Consider the following 24,329-nt stretch of genomic DNA (forward strand, 5'->3'; position numbering starts at 1 on the left):
GGACTCCCTCAAATCAGCATGCCCAGCGGGTTTTCCATCAGGCCCTTGAACACGGCCAGCCATTGCGCCGCCAGCGCACCATCCACGGCGCGGTGGTCCACCGACAAGGTGCAGCGCATGACCGCGCCGGCTTTCAGCTCGCCGTCTTCAACCACCGGCTTCTGCTGGGTCGCGCCCACGGCCAGAATCGCTGCGTGAGGGGGGTTGATAATGGCGCTGAATTGCTCGACGCCGAACATGCCCAGGTTGCTGATGGTAAAGCTGCCACCCTGATATTCCTCGGGCCGCAGGCGCCCGTCACGGGCACGCCCGGCCAGTTCTGCGACATCGGCGCTGATCTGCGACAAGGCTTTGCCGCCCGCGTTGCGCACCACCGGAGTAATCAGCCCGGTGTCCGTGGACACTGCGACGCACACATCGGCCTCGTGGTACTGGCGCAGCGCAGTGTCGGTCCAGGTCACGTTCATGGCCGGTACCTGGCGCAAGGCCACGGCCACGGCCTTGACGATAAAGTCGTTGATCGAGATTTTGCGCGGCGCGTTCTGGTTGATTTGCTCACGCAAGGCCAACAAGCGCTCCATGCGAATCTCGACGTCCAGGTAAAAATGCGGAACCGTGGCCTTGCTCTCTACCAAGCGCCGGGCAATGGTTTTACGCATGCCGCTGTGGGGGATTTCATCAAAGGCCGGGCCGCTGATCGCTGCCGCAACCACCGGTGCAGGCGCTACGGGAGCGGCGCTGGCGGCTTCGACGTCGCGCTTGACGATACGGCCGTTGGGGCCGCTGCCTTTAAGGCTCGCCAGGTCCAGCCCTTTGGCCGCCGCCAGACGGCGGGCCAAGGGGCTGGCAAAGACCCGACCCGTTTGCGCGGGCTGCGCAGCGACAGGCACAGGTACGACAGGCGCCTCATCGGCTACCGGCGCGGGTGCAGCCTGTTGCGCGACCGCCTTGGCCAGCAACGCGGCAATGTCGACGTTGCTTTCACCTTTGGCAAACAACACACCGATAGGCGAGCCGACTTCTACTTCGCGGCCCGCCGCGACGAGGATTTTACCCAGCACGCCCTCTTCTTCAGCGGCCAGTTCTACCAGGGCTTTTTCAGTTTCGATCTCGGCAATGCAATCGCCCACGGCGATTGTTTCGCCTTCTTTGATGGCCCAATTCTGGATGGCGGCGTGGGTCGCGTTGGCCGACACCTCGGGCATGTGCAAGAGCTTGGCCATCAGGCACTCCGGTGGTTGAAAAGGTCAGGACGGTAAGCGGCGATGTCGGCGTACTCGACCAACTCCAGCACGTTTCCTTCCGGATCGCGGCAAAACAGCGCTTTCACATCAGGGCGCAGCTGGATCGCCTCGTCACCGGCGAAAAAGCTCGCACCGGCGCGCTTCAGGTCAGCAACCAGGCTGGCGATGTCTTCGACGATAAAGGTCAGGTAACTGGCGTTTTGGCGATCGAGGATCAAACCGTCGACGTGCCGGGTGGGCGTGCGCTCCGGGGCAAGCAATTTGATCCGCTCGCCGTAAGGCGTCTGCAAGCGCACCACGCTGTAACCGCCCTCGCTCAGCCCCACGCGTTGCGCGGCGGCAGCGGGCATTTGCACCTGGGCGACAAAGGTAAAGCCCAGCACGTCCTGATAGAACCGGCTAAGGGCCGGCAGGTCGACGCAGCAAATACCGACTTCCATTGGAACCAGCATGTTGACGCTCATGGACGTGCTCCTTTTTCGCGGATGACCTGTTGCAGGCCTTCAACCACTTCTTCGGTGCGGGCACTGGCGGCACGCTCCAGAACTTTGGAAATACTCGGCGAACCTTCACCGCCGGTAACCCGCTGAATCGGCTGGTCGAGCCAGTCGAAGCAACGGCGTTGCAGTTCGTCTGCCAGCCAGCCGCCGTAGGACGTGCCACGGGCGCCCTGCTCGACAATCAGCACGTTGTTGGTCTTGCGGATACTCGCCTCTACCGTGGCCCAGTCAAAACTGGCGCGGTCGAGAAAGCGCAGGTCGATGACCTCGGCGTCGATGCCGGTCTGCTCGACGGCTTCCAGGGAATGCCCGACCATGCTCAGGTAGGTCAGGATGGTCAGTTCGCGGCCTTCGCGGCGAATGGCGGCGGTGCCAAACGGGATCTGGTAGTCCAGGTCGTCAGTCGGCACTTCACCGGTCTGGCTGTACAAGTCGACATGTTCGATCACCAGCACCGGGTCTTTGCAGGCCAGCGCGGTGTTCATCAGGCCGATGTAGTCAAACGGCGTCGACGCGGCGACGATGCGCCAGCCGGGGCTGGTCACGTAAATGCCCGCCGGGTCCATGGAGTGCTGCGAGCCGTAGCCGGTGCCCATGGCAATTTTGGTGCGCAGTACCAAGGGCACGTCGCTTTGCCCGCCGAACATGTGCCGGGCTTTGCCGATCTGATTGAACACCTGGTCGGCGGCCACCCACATAAAGTCCGGGTACATGAACTCCACCACCGGCTTGAAACGGCCATCGAGGGCCATCCCGCCGCCAAGGCCGCAAAAGGCGTTTTCGCTGATGGGCGTACCGAGAATCCGCTCCGGGAAACGATCTTTCAAGCCACGGGTGGCGCCGTTGGTGCCGCCCTTGAGGCGATGCACGTCCTCGCCCATGACCACGATGCTGTCGTCGGTTTCCATGCGCCGGTTCATCACGTCGGCAATTGCGTCGATGAATTTGCGTTTTTCCAGGGTGCCGCTGTAGCTCGATTGCTCGCACGTGCGAGCATCGGCCAGCTCGCTGAGGTCGCCACGAATGCCCACGTCACGAAAGTCCGCTGCAGGCCATAGCTCAGGGCGAATCCGCCGTTTGCCCGGCTTGCCGGACGGGTCCGCTTCCAGCAACTGCGCCGCTGCTTCGGCCATGGCCGCCTTGATGGTTTCACGCAGCGCGGTCAGACCGGCTTCGTCGATCAGCTCGCGTTTTTTCATTTCAGTGGCCAAGCGGTCCAGCGGGTCACGGGCACGCCAGTGTTGTTCTTCTTCTTTGCTGCGATAGCCGAAGGCGCTGCCGGGGAACGGGCCATTCTGGTGGAAGAAACGGTACACGTCGGCTTCGATCACGGTCGGGCCATTGCCGGCACGCATGTGCGCCAGCGCTTGTTGCATGGCCAGGTACACCGCCAGCGGGTCCATGCCGTCGACTTTCCAGCTCGGGATGTTAAAGCCCAGGCCGCGGGCCGAAAGGCGCGGTTCGGCGGTGGCTTCGTCTACCGTGGTCGACACGGCGTAGAGGTTGTTTTCGATAAAGAAACACAGTGGCAACTTCCAGGCCGCCGCCAGGTTCATGGTTTCCAGCACCGAACCGATGTTGACCGCGCCGTCACCGAAATAGGTGACCGCCACGGTGTCGGTCTGCGCATGCCGGTGGGCCCAGGCCGCGCCCGCCGCCAACGGCACACCGCCGCCAACGATCGCGTTAGTGCCCAGGGCGCCCGCCTCGGCCCATTGCAAGTGCATGGAGCCTCCCCGGCCTTTGCAGAAGCCTTGGGCCAGGCCGAGGATTTCTGCCAGGGTGCGTTGCAGCAAATTCTGGATCGACGGATTGACCGGCGCTTTCGGGTCAATGCCCTCGGGCATCAGGTACACCAGCGCCTTGGCCAGAAACTGGTGGTGGCCACGGTGTGAACCATTGACTTCATCTGCCGCACCCAGCGGCACGATCGAACCGACCGCGCCGCCTTCCTGGCCGATGCTGGAGTGCGCCGGACCGTGCACCAGGCCTTCTCCGGCCAGTTCCAGTACGGTTTCTTCAAAGGCCCGGATCAGGTGCAACTGGCTGAGCATGGTGCCCAGCAGCGCGGGGTCGGCCTGCTTCCAGTCGGCGTCGGTGGTATTCAGCTCGACCCACGGCGATGCCGGCGACAAGGCAACACTATTCGGCATGTTTACTTCTCCACAAAGAACTCAAAGCGACCGGCCCCTGCGGGCCGGCACAACGAAGGAAAGCTAGAAACCGTTAGCGGTCCAGCCGCCGTCCGAGACGTAGATTTGCCCGGTAATGAAGGTCGCGCTGCCAGAGGCCAGAAACAGCGCCAACTCGGCCATTTCGCCCGGTTCACCCAGGCGGTGCAGCGGCGTGCGCTTGCTCAGGGCGTCAACGTCCAGACGGCCTGCGCGTTGCAGTTCATCGACCAGCGGAGTGCGGGTGTAACCAGGCCCGATGGCGTTGACGCGGATACCGTGGCGCGCCCACTCGACGGCCAGGCATTTGGTCATGGACACCACCGCCGCTTTGGTAGAGCAATACGCGGTGCGCTCTGCGGAGTGCGACACGCCCCACATCGACGAGGTGTTGATGATCACGCCCGCTTGCTGCTCGATCATGTGCCGGGCAGCCGCCTGGGCGCAGATGAACACGCTGCTGAAGTTGATCTCTACGGCCCGGCGCCATTCGGCCGGGGTGATGTCGAGGGACGGTTTGTTGATGGAAACACCGGCGTTGTTGAGCAGCACATCAATGCGCCCGAAGCATGCCTTGGCGTGAGCAAAGGCTGCGTCAATGGCCTCTTCGTCAGTCACCGACGCCTCGAAGCATTCAACCCGGGTCTTGGGGAATTCTTGCTGGAGTTCGCCTTTGGCATCGGCCATGGCCTGAGCGTTGATATCGATCAGCAGCAAATGTGCGCCGTTGCGCGCAAAGCCTTTGGCGAGGGCCAGACCAATGCCGCTGCCGCCGCCGGTGACCACCACCACGTTGTCCTGGATGCCGGCATAGGCGCTGTGCTGGAAAACAGGTGCAGAACTATCTGAATGGGACATGAGGTTCTCACTTATTTTTATAGCTGGTCATACATTTAAATTAACTTGTCAGACCAGTGACGAAAAATTAACCCGCAGTAAGGGCTCTGTCAAAGGAAATTGTTACCGGATCAGTCAACTTGCCGATCAAAACAGCGCGAGGCTGTAGCTGACGATCAGGCGGTTATCGTCCACTGACGGGCCGAAACTGGAGCGCACCATGGCGTTTCTCCAGCGCAGGCCCAGGTTTTTCAGGGGGCCGCTCTGGATCACGTACGACACGTCAAAGTCGCGCTCCCATTCCTTGCCGGTGTTGCTGCCCGCCACCAGCACATTGTCGCCACTGACGTAACGCACAAAGGTGGTCAGCCCCGGGATGCCCATGGCGACAAAGTTGTAGTCGTAACGCAGTTGCCAGGCTTTTTCCTGGGCGGAGGCGAAATTGCGCACCTGAATATCGCTTGGCAACACAGTGGTGGTCGGGCTGAGCCAGATGGTTCCGTCGTCGCCATACATGCGCTGCCAGGCAGCCATCACCGTGTGCCCGCCATGGGCGGCGCTGAGGGTGGTGAAGAACGAGCGGTTGTCGATTTTGCCGGCCTTGGCATCGCCCTGCTCTTCTGAGTCGAGCAAGCCGATATTGGTGCCCAGGGTCCAGTCGCCCACGGGTTGTTTGTGGGTGAACTGGATAAAACGCTGCCGGTAAATGTCCTCCAGCTCAGCGCCCCACAGGCCGACCATGGTGCGTTCCTGGTTGAAGCGGTATTCACCGCCCAGGTAGTTGTAGCGGTCAGAGGTGGCGAAGGCGCGGCCATCGATAAACATGTCTTCGCGGTTGCTGGAATTACGCTGGGTGAAGGAGCGCATCTGCCCGGCATTCAGGGTCAGGCCGGTGATTTCCTTGGAGGTCAGCATCGCCCCCTGAAACGTCTGCGGCAGCAGGCGCGCATCGTTGTATTGGAGGATCGGCAGGCTGGGCAGCAGTTCACCCACTTTCAGTTCGGTCTTCGACATCTTTAATTTCAGCGCCGCGCCCAGGCTGGAAAAGTCATCCGCCGAGCCTTTGCCGTCGGCAGGCAGCAACAGCGTGCCCGCACGCCCACCACCACTGTCGAGCTTGACCCCGAGGCGGCCGATCAGGTCTACGCCTACCCCCACAAACCCTTGGGTGTAGCCAGACTGCGCATTGAGCAGAAAGCCCTGCGCCCATTCCTCGCTCTTGGCTTGGCTGGCGTTGCTGTCACGAAAGTCGCGATTGAAGTAGAAGTTGCGCATCAGCACGTTGGCCGTGGCGTCCTCGATAAAGCCATGCTCCTGCGCCAGAACCAGGCCCGGCAAGGTGCTCAGCAACAGCAGGGGTTGTGCGGCGATGTATTTATTCAGGTTCATTTTTATTGTTTTTCCTGTTGGATTTAAGACGCAGAAACCCCTGGCGAACGCGTGTTTCGCCATACCGTCGGGGGAATTGGCAGGCGAACCTGCCGGGTTGAATGTTGCGGCTGGTGCTCTAGACCGCCAGCCACTCCTTCATCAAATCGGGGTCGTCGGTCAGCGCTTGCGGCGTACCTTCAAAAACAATCTGCCCGTGGCCCATCACGCAAACCCGCGAAGACACCTTCAGGGCGATGGTCAGCTTTTGCTCCACCAGCAGGATCGACACCCCGCGGTGGTGGATGTCGCGAATGGCCTCGGCCACCACCGCCACGATCTTCGGCGCCAGCCCCTCGGTGGGCTCATCGATCAGCAGCACTTTCGGGCAACCCAGCAGCGAACGGCACAAGGTAAGCATTTGCTGCTCACCGCCCGAGAGGTTGCCCGCGCCGGTGTTGCGACGCTCACGCAGCCTCGGGAAAAACTCAAACATCTGCTCGACCGTCCAGGCCGTGGCGCCCGGCGTCGGCTCTTGCTGGCCCATGCGCAGGTTTTCTTCGACGCTGAGGTTGGCAAACACTTCGCGCTCTTCCGGGACAAAACCGACCCCGGCCCGACTGACCCGGTACGGCCTGAGCCCGGTCAATTCACGGCCTGCCAGTTGGATGCTGCCCGCGCTGGCAGGCACAAGACCCATCACCGCTTTCATGGTGGTGGAGCGCCCGGCGCCATTGCGCCCCAGCAAGCTGACCACTTCGTTGTGGCCGATGTTGAGGTTGACCCCGTGCAGCACGTGGCTCTTGCCGTAATGCACATGCAGGTCGCTAATCGACAGCAGGTTTTGCGGGGTCGCACTCATGCGCATTGCTCCTCACCCAGATAGGCTTCCTGTACCCGGCGATCTGCACGGATTTCATCCGGCGTACCGGTGGCGATGACCTGGCCGTAGACCAGCACGCTGATGCGGTCGTACAGTGAAAACACCACGTCCATGTCGTGCTCGACAATCAGCAAAGATCGGCCTTGGGTCACCTCACGAATCAACTGCAAGGCGTAGTCGGTTTCTTCGTGAGACATGCCCGCCATGGGCTCGTCGAGCAGGATCACCCGCGGGTCACTGGCCAGGGTCATGCCGATTTCCAGTGCACGCTGCTCGGAGTAAGACAGCTGCGCCGCGCACACGCTTTGTTTGTCTTGCAGGCGCACTTGCTCCAGCAGCTTTTGGGTCTGCTCGCGCACCTCGGGGTAACGCTGGACCGAGCGCCAGAAGTGGTACTGCATGTGGTGCTTGCGCATGACCGCAATGCGCAGGTTTTCGAACACCGTCAGCCCCGGAAAAATGTTGGTGATCTGAAACGAGCGCGACAGCCCCAAATGGTTTATGTGCTCCGGCGAGCGCCCCTGAATCGGCGTATCGCCCAGCACGATCTTGCCGCTGGTGGGCTGCAACTGTCCGGAGATCAAGTGGAACAACGTCGACTTGCCCGCACCGTTGGGGCCAATCACCGCATGCCGTTCGCCGTCACGCAGTTCAAGCTCTGCGCCGCGAATGATGTGGGCCTCGCCAAAGGATTTGTGCACGTCGTGTAACTGCAGAATCGCGCGGCTCATGGGGCATCTCCTTCGGCTTGCAGCGTGAGGGCGGCAGGTTTGGACCCGCGTTCATCGTCCAGCAGGCGCAGCCATTGGCGCCGTGCCAGTTTGAGCATCAACAGCCCGGCCAGGCCCAGTAGCAGCGGCATGGCCCAGGTCAGTGGCGAACCGGGTAACCAGTCGCGGCCAAACAGGCTGATGGCGGGCCACGGCTGACCGGCAATCAGCAGCGCCTGGTAATCCTGGCTGAACACCCGTTGCAAGGTTTCGATGGCAAACACCACGGCCAGGCTCACCAGCGCTGCCGTCAGCAACGCCGTCACGGCAGCCGGGATCACCGCCAGCCAGCCGTTGCGCCGGATCTGCGCGCTCCAGGCCAGCACCAGCCCGGCCAGACCGCTGGGCATAAACATCATCACCAGCACGAACAACAGGCCCTGATAGAGCAACCAGGATTGAGTGAGGTCGGAGGCGGCGTTGCCAAAAAAGGTCATCAAGGCCGCGCCCAGAACCGGCCCGAGAAACACGTTGACCCCGCCGATGTAGGTGTTGAGGACCACCTCTGCGGAATAGTGCATGTCGAACAGCACGTAGTTGGCCGACTCCAGATTCAGGGCCTGCAAGCCGCCGGCGATCCCGGAAAACATCGCTGACAGGGAAAACACCAGCACCCGCAAACGGTGCACGTTGTAGCCGAGAAATTGCAGCCGGTGACCGTTCTCGCGCAGGGCGAAAGTCAGGCGGCCCATGGGCGTCAGGGTGAAGGCGTATAGCAAGGCAATCGACATCACCACCCACACCAGGGTCAGGTAATAGACTTGGGTCGCATCGCCAAAATCCAGGCCCCACGCCGGGCTGCGCATGGACGAAATACCCGCTTCACCGCCAAACAGCGCGCTCAGGTGCGGAGCCAGCGAGTGCAGCAACTCGGCCAGCGCCAGGGTGATCATCGAGAAGTACACACCAGCGCGTTTGGTCGCGAACCAGCCCGCGCACACCCCGCAGATAAAACCACCGAGGGCGCCGATCAGCGGCAGCAAAGGTGTTGGCAGCAGGCCATGACCATTGAGCGCGTTCATCGCGTGCAGCGTGGCAAACGAGCCGACGCCAAAGTACGCCGCGTGGCCAAACGAAAGCATGCCGCCCTGCCCGCACAGCAGGTTAAAAGCACAGGCAAACAAGGCCGCGATCAGCATTTGAATGGCCGCGTTGACCATCGACGCCGGTACAACAGCGGGCACCACAACGAGTGCCAGCAGCAAGACCAGCAGCAGGATTTTTGTGAGTTTCATGGTCTACCCCTTCTCGCCCATTAACCCGGATGGCCGGATCAGCAAAATCAGCAGCATCAGCGCAAATGGAATGGTGGCCGCGACGCTGGACACTTTGAGGGTCATCAAACCACCCATTTGCTGCGCCCATTCACCGGCACCAAACAAGCCGAACACTGACGCCAGGCTGAGGTCCACACCCACCGCGAAGGATGAAATCAGGCCGATCAACAGCGAGGCCACCATCGCCCCGGCCATTGAGCCCAAACCGCCGACCACCACCACGACAAACACAATCACCCCAAGCTCCAGCGCCATGTTCGGGTTGGTGGTGTAGAAGGCGCCCGCCAGTGCACCGGCCAGCCCGGCAAGGGCCGCGCCAATGCCGAACACCGCCATGAACACCAGCGGCACGTTATGCCCCAGGGCCTCGGCCATTTGCGGGCGATGGATTGCTGCGCGCACCACGATGCCGACCCGGGTGCGGGTCAGCAGCAGATAGATGAGGGCAAATACCAGCAGCGAGACAATGCCCATCAGCAGCCGGTAGAACGGGTAGTCGGTGCTGAACACCTGGAACGCGGCGAAGTTGAGGAACTCCGGCACCCGGTATTCCACCGAGAAGTTGCCGTAGAACAACTTGATCAGCTCAACAATGATGAACGTCAAGCCAAAGGTCAGCAGCAGTTCGTGGGCGTGCCCGTACTTGTGTACGCGACGCAGGAAGAAGCGCTCGACAATCACCCCGATCAGTCCCACCAGCACGGTCGAAAGCAGCACCGCGCCGACAAAGCCGACGTATTTTTGCAGGGTGTAGGCCAGGTAGGCGCCCACCATATAAAAGGAGGCATGGGCGAAATTGAGCACGCCCATCATGCCAAAGATCAGCGTCAGGCCAGCTGAAACCATGAACAGCAGCAGGCCGTAGATCACGCCGTTAAGCAGTGAAACTGTGAGGAATTCCATAGGCGACTCCAGCGTTCGCGATGGACAAAAAGGCGTGCCGGGTGGCACGCCAGGCGGCGTCAGTCGGGCCGTTGCATGCGGCAGTCAGCTTGCACCGGCGCTGCGGCTTCATCGGCGCTGAACGACTTGATCGGGACAAAGCCCATGTCAGTGCCGTCAACTTTGTAGCGCGCGTCTTTGGAGACCACCGACACCACGAACGGCATCAACAGTTGGTGGTCTTCGGCGCGCATGCGCACGGCACCCAGCGGGTTGCTGTCGCTGGCTTTTTCCAGGGCCAGGGCGAAGCTGCGGGTGTTGAGGCGGCCGTCTTCAGCCGGCAAGGTTTTCAGCACATTGCCCACCATCTGCAAGGCGAACACGGTTTGCGGCTCGATATAGGCTGGCAGGTGCCCGGTCTTGGCCTGGTACTCGGTGGCGAATTTCTCGCCCTGCTCGCCTGCGGCTTCAATGTTGAACGGGTGCGAAACGTAATGCCCCAACGCAACATCACCGGCGTTGGCCAGGTTGCCTGGCTGATCGAGGAAGGCGGTGCCAAAGCGCAGTTTGAGGCCCGCCGCACGGCTGGCCTTCATCAGCAAGAGCAAGTCGTTGCCCCAGTTACCGGTGAGCACGGTTTCAGCGCCTGAGGCCTGGATACGGGCGATGTAAGGGGCGAAATCCTGGACTTTCTGGGTGTCGTGCAGGCTTTTGCCCACCAACTGGTAACCACCCGCCGCCGCGTTGTCGGTGATGGCTTTTTCCATGTCCTGACCCCAGCTGTAGTTCTGGTTCATGGAATAGACTTTAGTGCCCAGGGTGCCGGCTTCTTTCATGGCTGCCACCAGGGTTTTGACCCGGATGGGCGCATTGCCGTTGAAGCGGAAGTGGTAGAAGTGGCATTTGCTGCCGGTGAGTTCCAGGGCCTCACCGCCGACATTGAGAAACACGACCTCCTTGCCCTTGTTGCGCAGGTTGTATTTGCGTACATCTTCTGTGATTTGCCCGGCTGCCACTGACGAGGCGCCCTGAACGATCATTTGTGCGCCGCTGCCAATCGCGGCCTTGAGTTTTTCGGAAGCGCCGGCCGGGGTGCCTTGGCTATCGAATTCGAGCAGCTGGATGGGTTCGCCATTCCAGCCACCTTCAGCGTTCAGGCGGTCGATCTGGAAGCGCGTGGCGGCCCGGAACATTTGCCCGGTGGCGGCGGAGGGTCCCGACAGGGTCTCGACCAACGCTACTTTCAAAGGATCAGCGCAGGCGATACCGGCGAGCAGGGTCGTGCCGAAGGTGAGCAGACGCAGCGTGGTCTTTGTGTGCATGGAAGCCTCGTTTTTTATTTTTATGTACGATCTGGTCGAACATCATTAACTACATGTCAGACCAGTTGGCGAAAATTACGACAACGCTGCGCCGAAGTCAAAGCACCCACGGGCAAAAAAGTGCATTTATTTCCGATTGATTCACTCAAACACCTTGAAATGTGCAGGCTTGAGCCGAGAAAAAAATTTCTAAACTTGTAAGACCACAGCCCATTCCTTCACTATTCTCAGCCAATCACTTATGCCCGTACCCGCGCTGCCTCGCGGCAGAGGACTCACAATGAAAAGCGTTAACGTACAAAGCAACCAGCCCTTGCCAATGGAAATCGTCAACTGGCTCAGTGGCGAAATCCACTCCGGGCGGCTGGCCACCGGCGATCAACTGCCCAGCGAGCGGCAGTTGTGCGAACAGTTTTCGGTCAGCCGGGCGGTGGTGCGCGAAGCCTTGTCGCAACTCAAGTTCGAAGAACTGATCACCACCCAGCAAGGCAAAGGCGCTTTCGTGGCCAAGCGCGGCGAGCGTCACGCCTTCCGCCTCAACGAAGTGTCGCTCGACGAAGAAGACTCCCTGCTGCACATCCTCGAGTTCCTGATCACCATCGAGGTGGGCGCCACGCGCCTTGCGGCGTTGCGCCATACCCCCGAAGACCTGAAGAAAATTCGCCAGGCGTTGGTCGGCATGGAATACGCCATGGTCAACGACCAACTGGGCGACGAAGAGGACTATGCCTTCCACCAGGCGATTGTCGCGGCCACCCATAACCCGCACTTCAAATCGCTGAATGAATACCTCGATCACAGTGTCCGGCGCCTGATTCGCGAGGCCCGCAGCAACACGGCGGCGATCTACAACGAGCTGATCCAGGCGGTGCAGGACGAACACCAGGCCATCTTCCAGGCCATTCAGGCGCGCGATCCGGTGCGGGCGGGCGAAGCCGCCGAGCGTCATTTGCGCAATGCCGCCAAGCGCATGGACATGTACCTGCAGGACTGATCCTCCTGCAGCACCCTTGACACTGAAAAGGGAAGCCTCCTACCATCCTGTCAGACAACAAAAACAAATGTCAGACAGGTTAATCCTCATGATCACTGGCCAAACGCGTTTGATCGGCATCGTTGCTGATCCGATCGCCCATGTAAAAACCCCGCAAGTCATCAATCAAAGTACGGCCAATCAAGGTCTGGATGTGGTCTGCGTACCCCTGCACGTGCACGCCGAAAACCTGCAAAAGGTGCTGGGTGGCGTAGGCGGCTTCGCCAACCTGCAAGGCCTGGTCGTTACCATCCCGTACAAGGAGAGCATCCTTGAATACTGCGACGACCTGACCGACATCGCCCGCCAGGTCGGTTCGGTGAATGCCATCCGCATCGACCCTGAAACCGGGCGCCTCACGGGCGGCAATTTTGATGGCGAAGGCATGCTTGCCGGCCTGCACCTACAGGGGCATACGGTTGCTGGCAAACGTGTGTTGCTGGTGGGCACGGGAGGCGCGGGCAAGTCTATTGCCTGGTCCCTCGCCCAGCAGAAACCTGCACGACTGGCCCTCTACAACCGTTCACCGGCCCGTGCGCAAGCGTTGCTGGAGCGTCTGCAAAAACACTTTCCTGCGCTCGATCTGGTCATCAGTGACGGCAATGCGCAGGACTACGACGTGGTCATCAACGCCACCTCGCTGGGCCTCAAGGACGATGATCCCCTGCCCCTCGATCCGAACACCTTGCGAGCAGGCGCTTTGGTCTGCGAAGCCGTGATGCGCGCCGACGGCACCGCGCTGCTGGCGGCGGCACGCGAACGCGGCTGCGGCACTCACCCCGGTCAGCACATGATTTACGGGCAGGTGGTGCAAATCTGCCGCTTCCTCGGTGTTGACCTGCAGCCTGAACACGTTGCGCGCATTCTCGGCCATTGACCCCTGCCCTCTCTGGAGACACTGCTCATGTATGACTTCAACAACCGCGTCTTGCTGCTGACCGGCGCCAACGGCGGTATCGGCCGCGAAGTGGCGAAGCTGTTTTATCAATACGGCGCGTCGATGGTGCTGACGGATCTGGACGGTGAAGGGCTGGCGGACTTCGCCCGGACGCTGGACCCTCAGGGTGAGCGTGTGGCCACCTTGCGCATGAACGCTGGCGACCCGGAGGATTCGGCAAAAGCGGTGCAACTGGCGGTCGATCGCTTTGGCGGGATTGATTTTCTGGTGCCATCCGCCGGGCTGTACCAATCACAACCGATTCGCGAAATGACCGACGAGCAATGGCGCCAGACCTTGGGCATCAACCTCGACGGCGTGTTTTACCTGTGCAGCCGCGCCATCCCTGCCCTGCGCGCCAACAGCGCTATTGTTAACCTGACCTCCGTGGCTGCGCACCGAGGCGCGTATTCCAACGCCCACTACGGCAGCTCCAAAGGCGGCCTGCTGAGCCTGACTCGCGCGCTGGCCCGTGAACTGGGGCCGCAGACGCGGGTGAATGCGGTGTCGCCGGGCATCATCGAAACCCCGATGACACAAAGCCTGATCGCCACCCGTGGCAGCGATTCGGTGGAACAAACCCCGCTCAAACGCCTCGGCCAGCCGAGTGAAATCGCCTCTGTCATCGCCTTTTTGTGCAGTGACGGATCGAGCTTCATGACCGGGGAAGTGCTGCATGTGAATGGCGGGTTGTATATCGCGGGGTGAGGCAATTCTGTTGAACCACAACCCGGTAGGAGCGAGCTTGCCTCGCGATCTTTTCAAGATCAAAAGATCGCGAGGCAAGCTCGCTCCTACAGGGATTTGGGTTTATGTGGGGGTGTGGTGGGTCAGCCACTGCAATAAACGCTCATCTTCACCCGCCGCTGCAATCACTTGCAGGCCCACGGGCAGGCCTCTCACCTGCCCTGCTGGCAGGCTGATGGCGGGCAGGCCGGTGAGATTCCAGGGGCTGGTGTAGCTGAGCACTGCAGCGCGGACGTCGATGAGTTGCTCGTCCACAAGTGTTTCCCGTGCGTTCACTGCCGGGGCGATGATCGGTACGCTGGGCGAAACCAGCAGGTCATAGTCTTCGAATAACCGCGCCATCTGCGCTTGATACTGCTGCTGGCCCCGCTGCGCGCGAATGTATTGCCAGCCGCGAGCGTCTTGCGACAGTTCAAGGCGCTCGCGCACTTCCTGGTCGAACAATTGCGGCGCCTCTTGCATGCGCTCGGCATGCACGTCGTAGGCCTCGGCGCGTTGCAGCATCAGCAGGGTTTCTTTCATGCCAGCAGCCATGGCGGCCAATTCCGTCACTTCGTGCAAGGTATCGCCAAACACCTGCTTGGCCGCCTGGTAAACCTGTTGATCCACTTCGGCGTCGACCGGGCCGAAGCTGCCCGAGCGGATCCAGCCAACCCGTACTGCACGTGGTTCAGTAGCCGTCGCCGCGCATGCCTTGCCCGATAACACTTCGAACAGCAGACGCGCGTCTTCAACCGAGTTGGCAATCGGCCCGGCGTGGTCGAGGCTGGACGACAGCGGGAATACGCCTTCCAGTGGCACGGCAGCATAGGACGGCTTGAAGCCGACCACACCGCACAACGCCGCCGGAATCCGGATCGAGCCGCCAGTGTCCGTGCCCAAGGCCAACGGCACCATGCCGCTGGCCACGGCCGCCGCGCTGCCCGCGCTGGAGCCACCCGTAATGCAATCCGGGTCCCACGGGTTGCGGGCCGCGCCCTGTAGCGAGCGGTCGCCCGTCGGGCCGTAGGCGAATTCATGGGTCAAGGTTTTGCCGACAATTACCGCACCCGCCTCGCGCAAGCGCTGCACACACACGGCATCACGACGCGGCCTGAAGCCTTCGAAATGCGCCGAGCCATAAGTGCTGACGTAATCCAACGTATCGATGTTGTCTTTGACCGCTACGGGTATGCCGTGCAGCGGCCCCAAGTCCTGGCCTTGGGCCAACAGGTCATCGGCCTTGCGCGCCTGGGCCAGAGCAACCGGTGCATCCACTTGAACGAAGGCGTTCAGGGTCGGGTTCAGCCGCTCGATGCTGTCGAGAGCGGCTTGGGTCAGTTCAACGCTGGTCAAGCTGCCGTCGCGCAGGCGTTCAGCCAGCTCGACGACCGATCGACCGAAAAAATAGCCAGCATGGGCAGGTAGTACCGGGCTCATACAAACACCTCAATCAAACAGCAGCAGGAAGGGGGGAAGCAGCCGGACGGCCGCCTGGGCGCACCATCAACATGGCGCTCATGCCCAACGCGGTCGCCACGGCGGCGGCCACGAACATCGACGAATAGCCATAGCGGACGGTCAGGTAGCCGGTCAGCATCGGGGCAATGAACGAAGCGGTGTTGGCAATAAAGTGGGTCATGCCGCTGTAGGCGCCGACGCGGTTGGACGGCGCAGTGTCGATGACCACGGCCCAGTACACCGAGTTAGGCAGCGCATTGAGGGCGTTGGCCAGGGTCATCAGGGCAATCACGCCCCACACGGTCTGGGCCTGTGAAACCATGATGAAGCACAGCGTGGTCAACAGCAGGCAAGTCGCGGCCAGCCAGCTGCGGGCGACTTTCAGGTTGCCGGTACGGCGCAGCAGCAGGTCGGAGATTTTGCCGCCCAGCAGCACGGTAAAGCAGGCACCGGTCCACGGGATCATGCCCATGTACCACAGCGAGGACAGGTTGTAGTGGAACTCGTCCTGCAGGTATTTGGGGGTCCAGGTCAGCAGCAAGAAGGTCACGTAGACGAACGAGAAGTAGCCGACCGCGTTGAGCAACAGGTCCTTGTTTTTGAAGAAGTGCCAGACCGGTGTCAGTGTGGTGGTTGGCGTCGAGGCATTGACCGCTTCGGCGCGCTCTTTGCGCAGGTAGTCCAGCTCCGCCTTGGACACTCGCGGGTTTTCATCGGGGGTGTTGGTGAAGCGCGTCATGAAGAAAATCAACAGCGCCAGGCTGATCACACCCAGGATCACGAACATGCTGCGCCAGTCGCCGGTCAGGGTTTGCAGGCCTACCGCAATCGGCGCGGTCAACAGCGCACCCAGCGGCGTGCTGAGCAAACCCACCGACACCACAAAACCGCGCTCTTTGGGGGTCGCCCAGTTCGCCACGCTCTTGTTGATGACCGAGTACGCCGGGCCTTCAGCGAAACCGAACATCACCCGGATGGTGGCGAAACCGGCCATCGCCGAACCGCCCAGAAACGCCAGACCAAAGTCACCGGCAAAAGCGGTCGCAATTTCAAAGATCGACCAGGTGGCACCGGCGATCAGCCAGATACGTTTGGCGCCAAAACGGTCGGCCAGAATGCCGCCGATCAACGCACCCAAAATGTAACCGTAACCGAAGTAACCCAGCACCTTGCCCCAGTCGGCTTTGTCGAAACCGTACTCGGGAAGGATGCTCGCCGATGCGTAGGCAATGGCACCGCGGTCAATGTAATTGAGCAGCGCCATCAGCATAATCAAGAAGAAAATCTGATAGCGGAAGGAAGGGATAGCTGGGTTGTTCATAGGTATCTGACTCTTCAAATGATGGCAGAAGTCAAAAAGTCGGCCGCTTCCGGCGTATTTTTATTTTTTTACCCAAACGTTTGGGTTGACGAAATGTAGAGCGAGTGAAAATTTTAGTCAAACGTTTGGGTAAAAATTTTGCCCGGCTGAAAATCGCTCGTTCAGGTAGAATCCGCGCGCTCATAACAGACAGCAGGAAACCCCTCGAACATGCCGAACCCAGCCCGCCCCGCCACCCTCAAGTCCATGGCGACTGCACTTGGCGTGCATGTGTCCACCGTGTCCAGGGTGCTCAACGGCGACCCGGCGGGTGTCGAACGGGCGGCATCAGCCGAGGTGATTGAGCGTATTCGTGCATTGGCGAAAGAGCTGGATTATCGACCGAACACGCAGGCATCTAACCTGAAACTGCGAAAAAGTGAGGAAATCTGCGTGCTGATGCCGCGCATCACCGACCTGGTAATGGCGACCATTTACGACAGCATCGACAGCAGCGCTGAACAGGCGGGCTACCTCACATTCGTGTCCAACACCGACGACCAGCCCGTGCGCCAGATGCAACGTGCCGAACACGCCCTGCGCCGCTCGGTGGCCGGGCTGATCGTGGCCGACTCCCACGTGGGAGAAACCCAGCCACTGTTCGAGTTATTGACCCGCAAACACATCCCCTACGTGCTGGTCAGCCGCCAGATAGCCGGGCAAGTCGCGTCGTGCAGTAACGATGAGCTGGGCGGCTGGTTGGCGGCGGAGCATTTGTACAACCTGGGCTGGCGCGACGTCGCGATTCTGGCAGGCGAACGCCACGCCTCAACCGGCGCCGATCGCACACGCGGCTTCACCCGCTACTTTCGCGAACAGGGCATCACCTTGCGCCCGGAATGGACCCTCAACGGCCCCTTTGACAGCCTCACCGGGCACCAGCAAGGTGAGCGCCTGCTGGGGCTAAGCCCGCGCCCGCAAGCGTTTTTCGCGGTCAACGACTTCCTCGCCATCGGCCTGATGGGCGCCGCACGGGACAAAGGCCTGCTGCCGGGCAAAGACATCGCCGTGGTCGGCTTCAACGACATCGCCCTCGCCCACGAACTCACCGTGCCACTGACCAGCGTGCGCTTGCCACTGGCCGAAATGGGCCAGCAGGCGGTGGAGTTATTGCTGAAACGGATCAAGGGCGAGGCTGTTGAATCGATTGTGCTGACCCCGCAGTTGCAAGTGCGGGCCAGTTCTACAGTGTCGCCCAAGCCGCTGTAACTGCTGAGGGCATGTCTCAGCCCTTCATATCGTTTCCCCTTGAGGTGCAGCTTCGAGGCTCAGTCAATTCATGTAGCCGCTGAGCAGCGTAGCGAGGCTGCGAACGAGGACGCAGTCCTCGCAAAGACTGACTGCCCGTGGTGATGCAACCAACCAGTCACAGCCTCGCTAAGCCCCTCGACAACTACGTAGAAACCATCTCTATCCTTGCTTTCATAACCAGAAAAATCAGTGCATCAGGTGCACGATGTCGTAAATATCTACCACCCGCGATCCATCGCTGACTCGCAATGTGCGCACTCCACCGCTGAACACCATACGGAGCGCAAAACTGTGACGATTGGATCAACCTATGACTATCCGGCATTCATCGCCAAGCATTTGCCCACGCATGAAGCGTCTTCATGGCGGGGGCGATTTCCAGGCCCTCCCGATTTATGTTTTAACTACCGCAAATTAGTTGAGCAACAGTTCGGTATTGCCAGCGCAACGAAACCCGACCACAAAATTTGCATCATTGGCGCTGGCGTTACCGGTCTCACCGCAGCTCGGGAACTTCTGCGATGCGGTTTCACTCACGTCACTCTGATTGAACAGTCTCATCGTATTGGCGGTCGCCACTTGTCTGTAGTTAAAAACGGACAATCACCCTTAATGGGAAGCACGCCGTTTGAAATGGGGGCAATGCGCATGCCGCTATTTAACACAACAGGCGAAATTCCTACAGAAGGCCAGTCACTCATGGCCTATTACTGCAAACTGTTTGATTTGCAGTTATCAGACTTCCCTAATCCTGGTACCGCACAGGTCCGCAGTACAGGCATATACCTGCGCGAAGGCTTACTGGATGGCCAACCAGAACCACAAATGCTGATCTGGAAAAATCCGCAGGGTCACACGCCACCGCCCACTGAGAAACTTCAACAGGTTTACGGGAAGTGGCGACATTTTGCCGAACTAATGACACGAGAAGTCGCACGCATCTATGGCTCACCGCAATGGGAAAATCAGTGGGCATCTATCGTCGCACGCTATCAAGCGCTGTCCTTTCGCGACTTGGTAACACTGCAAGCACTCACTCATTGGGCAGCAGAGAACCCGGGGGATTTCGGCGGGCTTGGCATGAACCAAGAAGAATCCGCTATTTTCTACTCCATCGGCATAGGTGATGGCAGTTGGGGCGCCTTTTATGATGTTTGCTGCCTGTATCCCTTACGTACTGCAATTTTCGGCTTCAGCAGCCAATTGCAGTTAGTGCATGGTCGCGTAGACACAGATGGCAATCCTATACCTTCGCCATATCTAGGTGTTCCTTCGCTGAAGGACTGTAAAGATCTGGACTTTGAGCCACCCCGTTATCTAGGTCTGGCAGCACTTGATGAATGCTTGATGTTCACGCAGACCTCGGTCAATGGACTGTCTTTCTACGATCATTGCCGGAATCGAGGTGCAGGCTTCCTGACAGACACCTCAGTGACTCGACTGACCAAGCTGGACTCAGGACAACTTCGCGTAACCTACGACTGGAAAGTCAGTAGTTCGGAGGAAAAATCTGAACGCCATGAAGATTTCGATTCAGTCATCTTGACCCTTCCTTCCTGGATCATTGAAACCCATATCCAGCTGGAAAACTTCAGCCAAAACATGTTGCCTTATTCAATCATCAATGCATACAAAACTGCTCACTGGGAAACCAGTTGTAAAGTCTACGCACCACTGAAAAAAAGCTTCTTATCTAAAAACAAAAAAATCCCGCAAGTTATCGTCACTGATAGCTTTGTCCACGATGTATATGCCTACCGCTATCACGATGCTTATCCCTACGATTGCATCTTGCTTAGTTACACTTGGGAAGATGATGCAACTAAACTTGCCTCTTTTGATGACAAGACCCTGGTCGCAAAATGCATCACTGAACTCGATCGCATCCTGCTGCGAGCCTCAAACATAAAGAGCCCAATTTCACCTTACATCGACGCTCAGAATGCTGTTGTTCAACGCTGGATCACGGACAAGAACGCGCTCGGCTGCGCCAAACTGTATCGCGCAGGTACTTATTACGAAGCAGTCAGCCTAATGAAATACAACCGCGACTATGCGCATGTATCAGGTCTCTACCTTGCCGGTGAATCATTCTCTGTCGATGCCGGCTGGACTGAACCCTGCCTGCGAGGTGCAATTGATGCAGTCATCAACTTGTGCAACACCACGCAGGCCGAGTTCAACGGAGGCTTCTGTATGGATGACTATCCCGAGTACCAAACGCGCCCTTAGCGAACCGTTTAAATTCCCTTCTGACGTAGTCCAATTGGATATATAGCACCGCAGGCAAGGCAACGGACTACACACCAAGGGGACACAACCGACATACACTCGCACTGATAAATCCTCTTACTAAAGACCCGCAACCCAGCGGGTCATAACAATAAAAAAGAGGTGTCAGCCATGAACGAAGCGGTCAGTGCAGTGCGCGTTGCGGTTGTGCAATTCGATCCGCAGGTGGGCATTCAACATAGCCAGGCCAATCTGGAGCACAGCCTTGAATTGGCCCGCGAGGCGGCCATTAACGGGGCAAATCTTATTGTGCTGCCGGAGTTGGCCAATACCGGGTATTTGTTCGGCACTCGCCAGGAAGCCTTCCTGCATGCCGAGTTGATTCCCGAGGGTCCGAGCATGCAGGCCTGGCTCGATTTTGCCCGAAAGCATCAGGTGTATCTGGCCGCAGGGCTGGCGGAGCGAGACGGTGTGCAGTTGTTTGACAGCGCGGTGCTGGTGGGCCCTGGCGGATTTATTGGCAAGTACCGCAAGGCCCATTTATGGAACCGCGAGAAGCTCTGGTTTACTCCCGGCAATCTGGGTTTTCCGGTGTTTGACACACCCATTGGCCGCATCGGCCTGCTGATTTGCTGGGACATCTGGTTTCCCGAAGTACCGCGCCTGTTGAGCCTGCAAGGCGCTGACATTATCTGCAGTTTGAACAACTGGATCTGGACGCCACCGCCTCTGTTCGATGACAGCGGAAAATGCATGGCCTCGTACCTGACGATGACCGCTGCTCACGCTAACAACGTGTTTATTGCCGCCGCCAACCGCATCGGTGAGGAACAAGGCGAACGCTATCTGGGCTGCTCGCTGATTACCGGGACCAATGGCTGGCCCATCGGCAAGGTGGCCTCAGCGGATGAGCAGACCATTCTCTATGCCGATATTGATCTGACCAGCGCACGCAGTGCGCCGATCTGGAACAGTTTGAACGACCTGCATCGCGACCGCCGCGTCGACGTGTATGACGCCATGCTCGGTTATACCGACCACCCTCTCCTTCCACGCTGATGAGGACGCCATCATGTCGTCTTTATCACCAAGAGTGTCTTCCACTGCGTCAGTGCGCTACCTGGTTTTGCTTGTAGCCAGCGCGCTGCTAATCATGACTTTGATGGGCGGTTTATCGTGGTTCTACTCAGCATCGGCAGCCGGTTACTGGCCCGGATATGCCGACATGCTGGGCGACTGGCCTTCACCGCTGGCCTGGCTGCGCTGGGTGATCGGCGATATCAGCGAGGTCGCTTTTTACAAGCACGAGTTCGCCTCGTTGGGGTTATTGCTTGGGGGCGCCCTGGGGTATTGGGCCAGTCGGTACGCCAAAACGTGGCAAGGGTTCAGCATCAGCTACGGCACGGGGCTGTGGCCCTGGCTTGTCACCAGTTCACTGTTGGGATTGGCGCTGAGCAATGCACTGTGGGGCTGGACGTTGACTGCCGACACCTGGCAGCCAACGTTTGCCGCCTTTGTGTCCTTGCCCGCCGCGATGGTGTTGCTGTTTGGTGGCGGCTGGAAAGTCACCCTCAACGGAGCGGTTCTCGGGGCCCTGCTGGTCACACCTTGTTGCCTGCTGATCGTTAACTTCGTCTGCCTGCCGTTGGGGTTGCCCGTTGTGATTGGCAATGTACTGGGCATGGCTTTGGGCAGTGCGCTGGCTTTTGGCTTGTGCCGGTGTGTGCCCGTACTGGTCAAAAGTCAGGTCGAAACCGTCGTTGAGAAGCCCGCCGCCAGGCCCAAGCCTGACTACGGTGTGATCTGGACGTTACGCCGGGTGTTAGCAGACTTTTCCGAAGCGCCTTTTTTTGGCAATGAGTGGGCCAGCCTGGGAATGTTGGCCGGTGTTTTACTGGCCTATGCGTTGAACCCGTTGAGCCCCGCTTATGGCTCCGGCTTACTGCTGCACTTGGTCGCAGCACAGGCATTCACCTCGTTGCTGGGCGTGATTGTTTGGCGCAGCCAATGGCAGAAACTCGGCTGGTACCCCACGTATGTGCCGCTGGTGTCAGTGGTTCCGGCGGCGGTGTTGACCTACGGCGCCAGCGCGACGGTGATGATCGCCAGCGCTGTGCTGGGGGCTCTGGTCGCCCCGCCTTTGGCCAACGCCATTGCCCGGCGATTGCCCCAGTACATGCACCCTTACATTGGCAATGTGTTGTCGATGGCGATCAGCACGCTGCTGATTGTGCCGGTGATTGGTTATTTCATCCCGTAGGAGAGGCCGCGATCTTTTAGATCAAGCGCCAGATCAAGATCAAAAGATCGCGAGCAAGCTCGCTCCTACAGGGTGAACAGCCCCCCTCTGCGCCCATTCGGGCGCTTCCTCATATAACTAAAAGATATTTCATATTCGATACATATATTGGATTGTTCCTAGGGAAATGCTTTTAATCGCGGCCCCAACGTCTTGTGTTTGCTGATGTTTCAGCGACTTCTGTTTCGGTGCTTTTTATGAACGCGTCTGCCGCTGTGGCGCCTGATCCGCTGATTCGTGTGCGCGGTTTGAGTAAATCGTTCGGGGCCAACCGTGCCCTGGATCGTGTGGATTTGCAGATTTACCCCGCCGAAGTCGTGGCGTTGTTGGGTGCCAATGGCGCGGGCAAATCGACGCTGGTGAAGATTCTCGCCGGCAGCCAGTCCCATGATGCGGGCGAGCTGTTGGTTGACGGGCAGTTGCAGCGTTTCAATTCGCCGCTGGCGGCGCGTGAGGTCGGGATTGTGGCGGTGCATCAGCACGTCAATGACGCGATTGCGCCGGGTTTGAGCGTGGCGCAAAACCTGCTGCTGGATGAGTTGTGCCAACCCGGTGCCGGGTTTTGGCTGGGGCGCAAACGCGTGTTGCAACGTGCCTCGGTAATCGCTGCCGGGCTGGGGCTGGATCTGCCGCTGGAGCAGCCGATTGAGCACCTTGGTCAGGCGGAACGCCAATTGGTGGTGTTGGCCCGGGCTTTTGCCTTGCAGCCCCGTTTGCTGATTCTGGATGAGCCGACCGCCGCTCTCTCGGATACCGAAGCGCAGCGTTTATTTGCCCTGGTCGATACCTTGCGCGAGCGCGGGGTGGCGATTGTTTATATCTCCCATCGCTTGTCCGATTTGCAGCGTCTGGCGGATCGCGCCGTGGTGTTGCGTGACGGCAGGCTGGCCGGTGAGTTTGCTGCCGATCAACTCACCGAGGCGGTGTACGCCATGCTCGGTGAAGCGCCGGACACCCGGCCTTTTGAGCCGCGTGCGGCGGGCCGCGAGGTGCTGAGTTTGCGTGCAGCGAAGGTTACGGCGAACTCAGCTGAGTTTGATTTGAACCTGCACGAAGGCCAGGTGGTGGCGCTCACCGGTTTGTTGGGCGCGGGCAAAAGTGAAATTGCCGAGGTGCTGTTCGGTTTGCGTCGCCCGGCTGCCGGAACGCTGCACGTGGAGGGTGTTGCCGGGCTGTTCAATTCGCCGGAACACGCAGTTAAAGCCGGGGTGTTTTACGCCGCCGAAGACCGCGCCAGTCACTCGTTGATTCCCGGCTTTTCGTTGCGCAAAACTCTGACCCTGCCCTTTTTGCAGCGTTTTACCCGCTACGGTTTTATCAACACCCGGTTGGAGGCGCAGGCGGTAGAAGACGCCGTGTCCGCGCTGGGGGTGAAGACTGCGGGTATCGAGTTACCCATGGAGACGCTGTCTGGCGGTAACCAGCAGAAAGTCGTGCTGGGCCGCTGGCTGCTGGGCAACGGCCATGTGCTGATGCTCGATGAACCGTTCCAGGGCGTTGATGTGCGCGCCCGTCGCGAGATTGGCCATTTGCTGCGTAACAGCTGCGAAGGCCGGGCCACGCTGGTGATTTGCACTGACGTGGACGAGGCCCTGGAGATCGCCGACAGAATTTTGGTGGTGCGTGATTTTGCCCTGGTCGCTGACTACGCCCGGGCCGGGCTGAACCGCGCCACGCTGGTGGCGCAGTTGGTGGGCAGTGACGCTCCACCCCCTACCCCTTGCTCTTCCCCTTTAAACCGTACCGCAACGCCCGGGAGTAGTGCGCGTGGCTGAT

Annotated in this window: 20 protein-coding genes; 8 read left to right on the forward strand and 12 right to left on the reverse strand. The window is 59.7% G+C overall.

The window, feature by feature from the left end:
• Nucleotides 1-8: 8 nt before the first annotated feature.
• The 10 genes from GHO32_RS07185 to GHO32_RS07230 all read right to left on the reverse strand — a co-directional run bounded on the left by GHO32_RS07185 (nt 9) and on the right by GHO32_RS07230 (nt 11,254).
• Nucleotides 9-1,223 (reverse strand): pyruvate dehydrogenase complex dihydrolipoamide acetyltransferase, encoded by a 1,215-nt coding sequence (locus GHO32_RS07185; protein WP_153338162.1) that lies wholly within the window; start codon nt 1,221-1,223, stop codon nt 9-11.
• Complete coding sequence (locus GHO32_RS07190; protein ID WP_048386934.1) at nt 1,223-1,708, reverse strand: VOC family protein; 486 nt, start codon at nt 1,706-1,708, stop codon at nt 1,223-1,225. Before GHO32_RS07190 ends, GHO32_RS07185 begins: the two co-directional genes overlap by 1 nt.
• Nucleotides 1,705-3,897 carry a thiamine pyrophosphate-dependent enzyme gene (locus GHO32_RS07195; protein ID WP_153338161.1) on the reverse strand — a complete coding sequence of 731 codons (2,193 nt, stop codon included), beginning with the start codon at nt 3,895-3,897 and terminating at the stop codon, nt 1,705-1,707. Before GHO32_RS07195 ends, GHO32_RS07190 begins: the two co-directional genes overlap by 4 nt.
• A 63-nt stretch (nt 3,898-3,960) precedes the next feature.
• On the reverse strand, nt 3,961-4,773 hold the full coding sequence (locus tag GHO32_RS07200) for an SDR family NAD(P)-dependent oxidoreductase (RefSeq protein WP_153336819.1): 813 nt from the start codon (nt 4,771-4,773) through the stop codon (nt 3,961-3,963).
• Nucleotides 4,774-4,899: 126 nt separating this feature from the next.
• Nucleotides 4,900-6,141 carry an OprD family porin gene (locus GHO32_RS07205; protein ID WP_153336818.1) on the reverse strand — a complete coding sequence of 414 codons (1,242 nt, stop codon included), beginning with the start codon at nt 6,139-6,141 and terminating at the stop codon, nt 4,900-4,902.
• A 118-nt stretch (nt 6,142-6,259) separates the two neighbouring features.
• Nucleotides 6,260-6,982 (reverse strand): ABC transporter ATP-binding protein, encoded by a 723-nt coding sequence (locus GHO32_RS07210; RefSeq protein ID WP_048369282.1) that lies wholly within the window; start codon nt 6,980-6,982, stop codon nt 6,260-6,262.
• The gene (locus GHO32_RS07215) at nt 6,979-7,734 is read right to left on the reverse strand and encodes an ABC transporter ATP-binding protein (RefSeq protein WP_153442806.1); all 756 of its coding nucleotides are present in this window, start codon (nt 7,732-7,734) and stop codon (nt 6,979-6,981) included. The genes GHO32_RS07210 and GHO32_RS07215 overlap by 4 nt, the downstream gene beginning before the upstream one ends.
• Nucleotides 7,731-9,008, reverse strand: a complete 1,278-nt coding sequence (locus GHO32_RS07220) for a branched-chain amino acid ABC transporter permease (RefSeq protein WP_153336816.1) — start codon at nt 9,006-9,008, stop codon at nt 7,731-7,733. The genes GHO32_RS07215 and GHO32_RS07220 overlap by 4 nt, the downstream gene beginning before the upstream one ends.
• Before the next feature lie 3 nt (nt 9,009-9,011).
• The gene (locus GHO32_RS07225; RefSeq protein ID WP_048369285.1) at nt 9,012-9,953 is read right to left on the reverse strand and encodes a branched-chain amino acid ABC transporter permease; all 942 of its coding nucleotides are present in this window, start codon (nt 9,951-9,953) and stop codon (nt 9,012-9,014) included.
• 59 nt (nt 9,954-10,012) lie between these two features.
• Complete coding sequence (locus tag GHO32_RS07230) at nt 10,013-11,254, reverse strand: branched-chain amino acid ABC transporter substrate-binding protein (protein WP_088500383.1); 1,242 nt, start codon at nt 11,252-11,254, stop codon at nt 10,013-10,015.
• 280 nt (nt 11,255-11,534) lie between these two features.
• On the opposite strand from GHO32_RS07230, the gene GHO32_RS07235 reads away from it, so the two are divergent.
• From GHO32_RS07235 to GHO32_RS07245, 3 genes are all read left to right on the forward strand, one after another.
• Nucleotides 11,535-12,248 (forward strand): FadR/GntR family transcriptional regulator, encoded by a 714-nt coding sequence (locus GHO32_RS07235; protein WP_048369286.1) that lies wholly within the window; start codon nt 11,535-11,537, stop codon nt 12,246-12,248.
• An 88-nt stretch (nt 12,249-12,336) separates the two neighbouring features.
• Nucleotides 12,337-13,164, forward strand: a complete 828-nt coding sequence (locus GHO32_RS07240; RefSeq protein WP_218581131.1) for a shikimate dehydrogenase — start codon at nt 12,337-12,339, stop codon at nt 13,162-13,164.
• A 27-nt stretch (nt 13,165-13,191) separates the two neighbouring features.
• Nucleotides 13,192-13,932 (forward strand): SDR family NAD(P)-dependent oxidoreductase, encoded by a 741-nt coding sequence (locus tag GHO32_RS07245; RefSeq protein WP_153337013.1) that lies wholly within the window; start codon nt 13,192-13,194, stop codon nt 13,930-13,932.
• Nucleotides 13,933-14,034: 102 nt separating this feature from the next.
• Here the strand turns inward: GHO32_RS07245 and GHO32_RS07250 are convergent, their stop codons facing one another.
• Entirely contained in the window at nt 14,035-15,390 is a 1,356-nt protein-coding gene (locus GHO32_RS07250) for an amidase (RefSeq protein WP_153338159.1), read from the reverse strand.
• Nucleotides 15,391-15,403: 13 nt separating this feature from the next.
• Nucleotides 15,404-16,732, reverse strand: coding sequence for an MFS transporter (locus GHO32_RS07255; protein ID WP_153336296.1), 1,329 nt, complete (start codon nt 16,730-16,732; stop codon nt 15,404-15,406).
• A gap of 210 nt (nt 16,733-16,942) precedes the next feature.
• On the opposite strand from GHO32_RS07255, the gene GHO32_RS07260 reads away from it, so the two are divergent.
• From GHO32_RS07260 to GHO32_RS07280, 5 genes are all read left to right on the forward strand, one after another.
• On the forward strand, nt 16,943-17,980 hold the full coding sequence (locus tag GHO32_RS07260; RefSeq protein WP_153336297.1) for a LacI family DNA-binding transcriptional regulator: 1,038 nt from the start codon (nt 16,943-16,945) through the stop codon (nt 17,978-17,980).
• Between the two features lie 333 nt (nt 17,981-18,313).
• Nucleotides 18,314-20,254, forward strand: coding sequence for a flavin monoamine oxidase family protein (locus GHO32_RS07265; RefSeq protein ID WP_368668394.1), 1,941 nt, complete (start codon nt 18,314-18,316; stop codon nt 20,252-20,254).
• 171 nt (nt 20,255-20,425) lie between these two features.
• The gene (locus tag GHO32_RS07270) at nt 20,426-21,313 is read left to right on the forward strand and encodes a nitrilase family protein (RefSeq protein ID WP_153336298.1); all 888 of its coding nucleotides are present in this window, start codon (nt 20,426-20,428) and stop codon (nt 21,311-21,313) included.
• Between the two features lie 13 nt (nt 21,314-21,326).
• Nucleotides 21,327-22,514: a hypothetical protein gene (locus tag GHO32_RS07275; RefSeq protein WP_153336299.1), complete on the forward strand. Its 1,188-nt coding sequence runs from the start codon at nt 21,327-21,329 to the stop codon at nt 22,512-22,514.
• A 236-nt stretch (nt 22,515-22,750) separates the two neighbouring features.
• Complete coding sequence (locus tag GHO32_RS07280) at nt 22,751-24,328, forward strand: sugar ABC transporter ATP-binding protein (protein ID WP_153336300.1); 1,578 nt, start codon at nt 22,751-22,753, stop codon at nt 24,326-24,328.
• The last annotated feature ends 1 nt before the right edge of the window (nt 24,329 follow it).

This window comes from Pseudomonas sp. FSL R10-2189, from assembly GCF_009600325.1.
Taxonomy (GTDB): Bacteria; Pseudomonadota; Gammaproteobacteria; order Pseudomonadales; family Pseudomonadaceae; genus Aquipseudomonas; species Aquipseudomonas helleri.

What these genes read in the sequence shown, in the direction of transcription:
- GHO32_RS07185 (WP_153338162.1), bottom strand. Translation starts at nt 1,223, where the DNA reads ATGGCCAAGCTCTTGCACATGCCCGAGGTGTCGGCCAACGCGACCCAC.
- GHO32_RS07190 (WP_048386934.1), bottom strand. Translation starts at nt 1,708, where the DNA reads ATGAGCGTCAACATGCTGGTTCCAATGGAAGTCGGTATTTGCTGCGTC.
- GHO32_RS07195 (WP_153338161.1), bottom strand. Translation starts at nt 3,897, where the DNA reads ATGCCGAATAGTGTTGCCTTGTCGCCGGCATCGCCGTGGGTCGAGCTG.
- GHO32_RS07200 (WP_153336819.1), bottom strand. Translation starts at nt 4,773, where the DNA reads ATGTCCCATTCAGATAGTTCTGCACCTGTTTTCCAGCACAGCGCCTAT.
- GHO32_RS07205 (WP_153336818.1), bottom strand. Translation starts at nt 6,141, where the DNA reads ATGAACCTGAATAAATACATCGCCGCACAACCCCTGCTGTTGCTGAGC.
- GHO32_RS07210 (WP_048369282.1), bottom strand. Translation starts at nt 6,982, where the DNA reads ATGAGTGCGACCCCGCAAAACCTGCTGTCGATTAGCGACCTGCATGTG.
- GHO32_RS07215 (WP_153442806.1), bottom strand. Translation starts at nt 7,734, where the DNA reads ATGAGCCGCGCGATTCTGCAGTTACACGACGTGCACAAATCCTTTGGC.
- GHO32_RS07220 (WP_153336816.1), bottom strand. Translation starts at nt 9,008, where the DNA reads ATGAAACTCACAAAAATCCTGCTGCTGGTCTTGCTGCTGGCACTCGTT.
- GHO32_RS07225 (WP_048369285.1), bottom strand. Translation starts at nt 9,953, where the DNA reads ATGGAATTCCTCACAGTTTCACTGCTTAACGGCGTGATCTACGGCCTG.
- GHO32_RS07230 (WP_088500383.1), bottom strand. Translation starts at nt 11,254, where the DNA reads ATGCACACAAAGACCACGCTGCGTCTGCTCACCTTCGGCACGACCCTG.
- GHO32_RS07235 (WP_048369286.1), top strand. Translation starts at nt 11,535, where the DNA reads ATGAAAAGCGTTAACGTACAAAGCAACCAGCCCTTGCCAATGGAAATC.
- GHO32_RS07240 (WP_218581131.1), top strand. Translation starts at nt 12,337, where the DNA reads ATGATCACTGGCCAAACGCGTTTGATCGGCATCGTTGCTGATCCGATC.
- GHO32_RS07245 (WP_153337013.1), top strand. Translation starts at nt 13,192, where the DNA reads ATGTATGACTTCAACAACCGCGTCTTGCTGCTGACCGGCGCCAACGGC.
- GHO32_RS07250 (WP_153338159.1), bottom strand. Translation starts at nt 15,390, where the DNA reads ATGAGCCCGGTACTACCTGCCCATGCTGGCTATTTTTTCGGTCGATCG.
- GHO32_RS07255 (WP_153336296.1), bottom strand. Translation starts at nt 16,732, where the DNA reads ATGAACAACCCAGCTATCCCTTCCTTCCGCTATCAGATTTTCTTCTTG.
- GHO32_RS07260 (WP_153336297.1), top strand. Translation starts at nt 16,943, where the DNA reads ATGCCGAACCCAGCCCGCCCCGCCACCCTCAAGTCCATGGCGACTGCA.
- GHO32_RS07270 (WP_153336298.1), top strand. Translation starts at nt 20,426, where the DNA reads ATGAACGAAGCGGTCAGTGCAGTGCGCGTTGCGGTTGTGCAATTCGAT.
- GHO32_RS07275 (WP_153336299.1), top strand. Translation starts at nt 21,327, where the DNA reads ATGTCGTCTTTATCACCAAGAGTGTCTTCCACTGCGTCAGTGCGCTAC.
- GHO32_RS07280 (WP_153336300.1), top strand. Translation starts at nt 22,751, where the DNA reads ATGAACGCGTCTGCCGCTGTGGCGCCTGATCCGCTGATTCGTGTGCGC.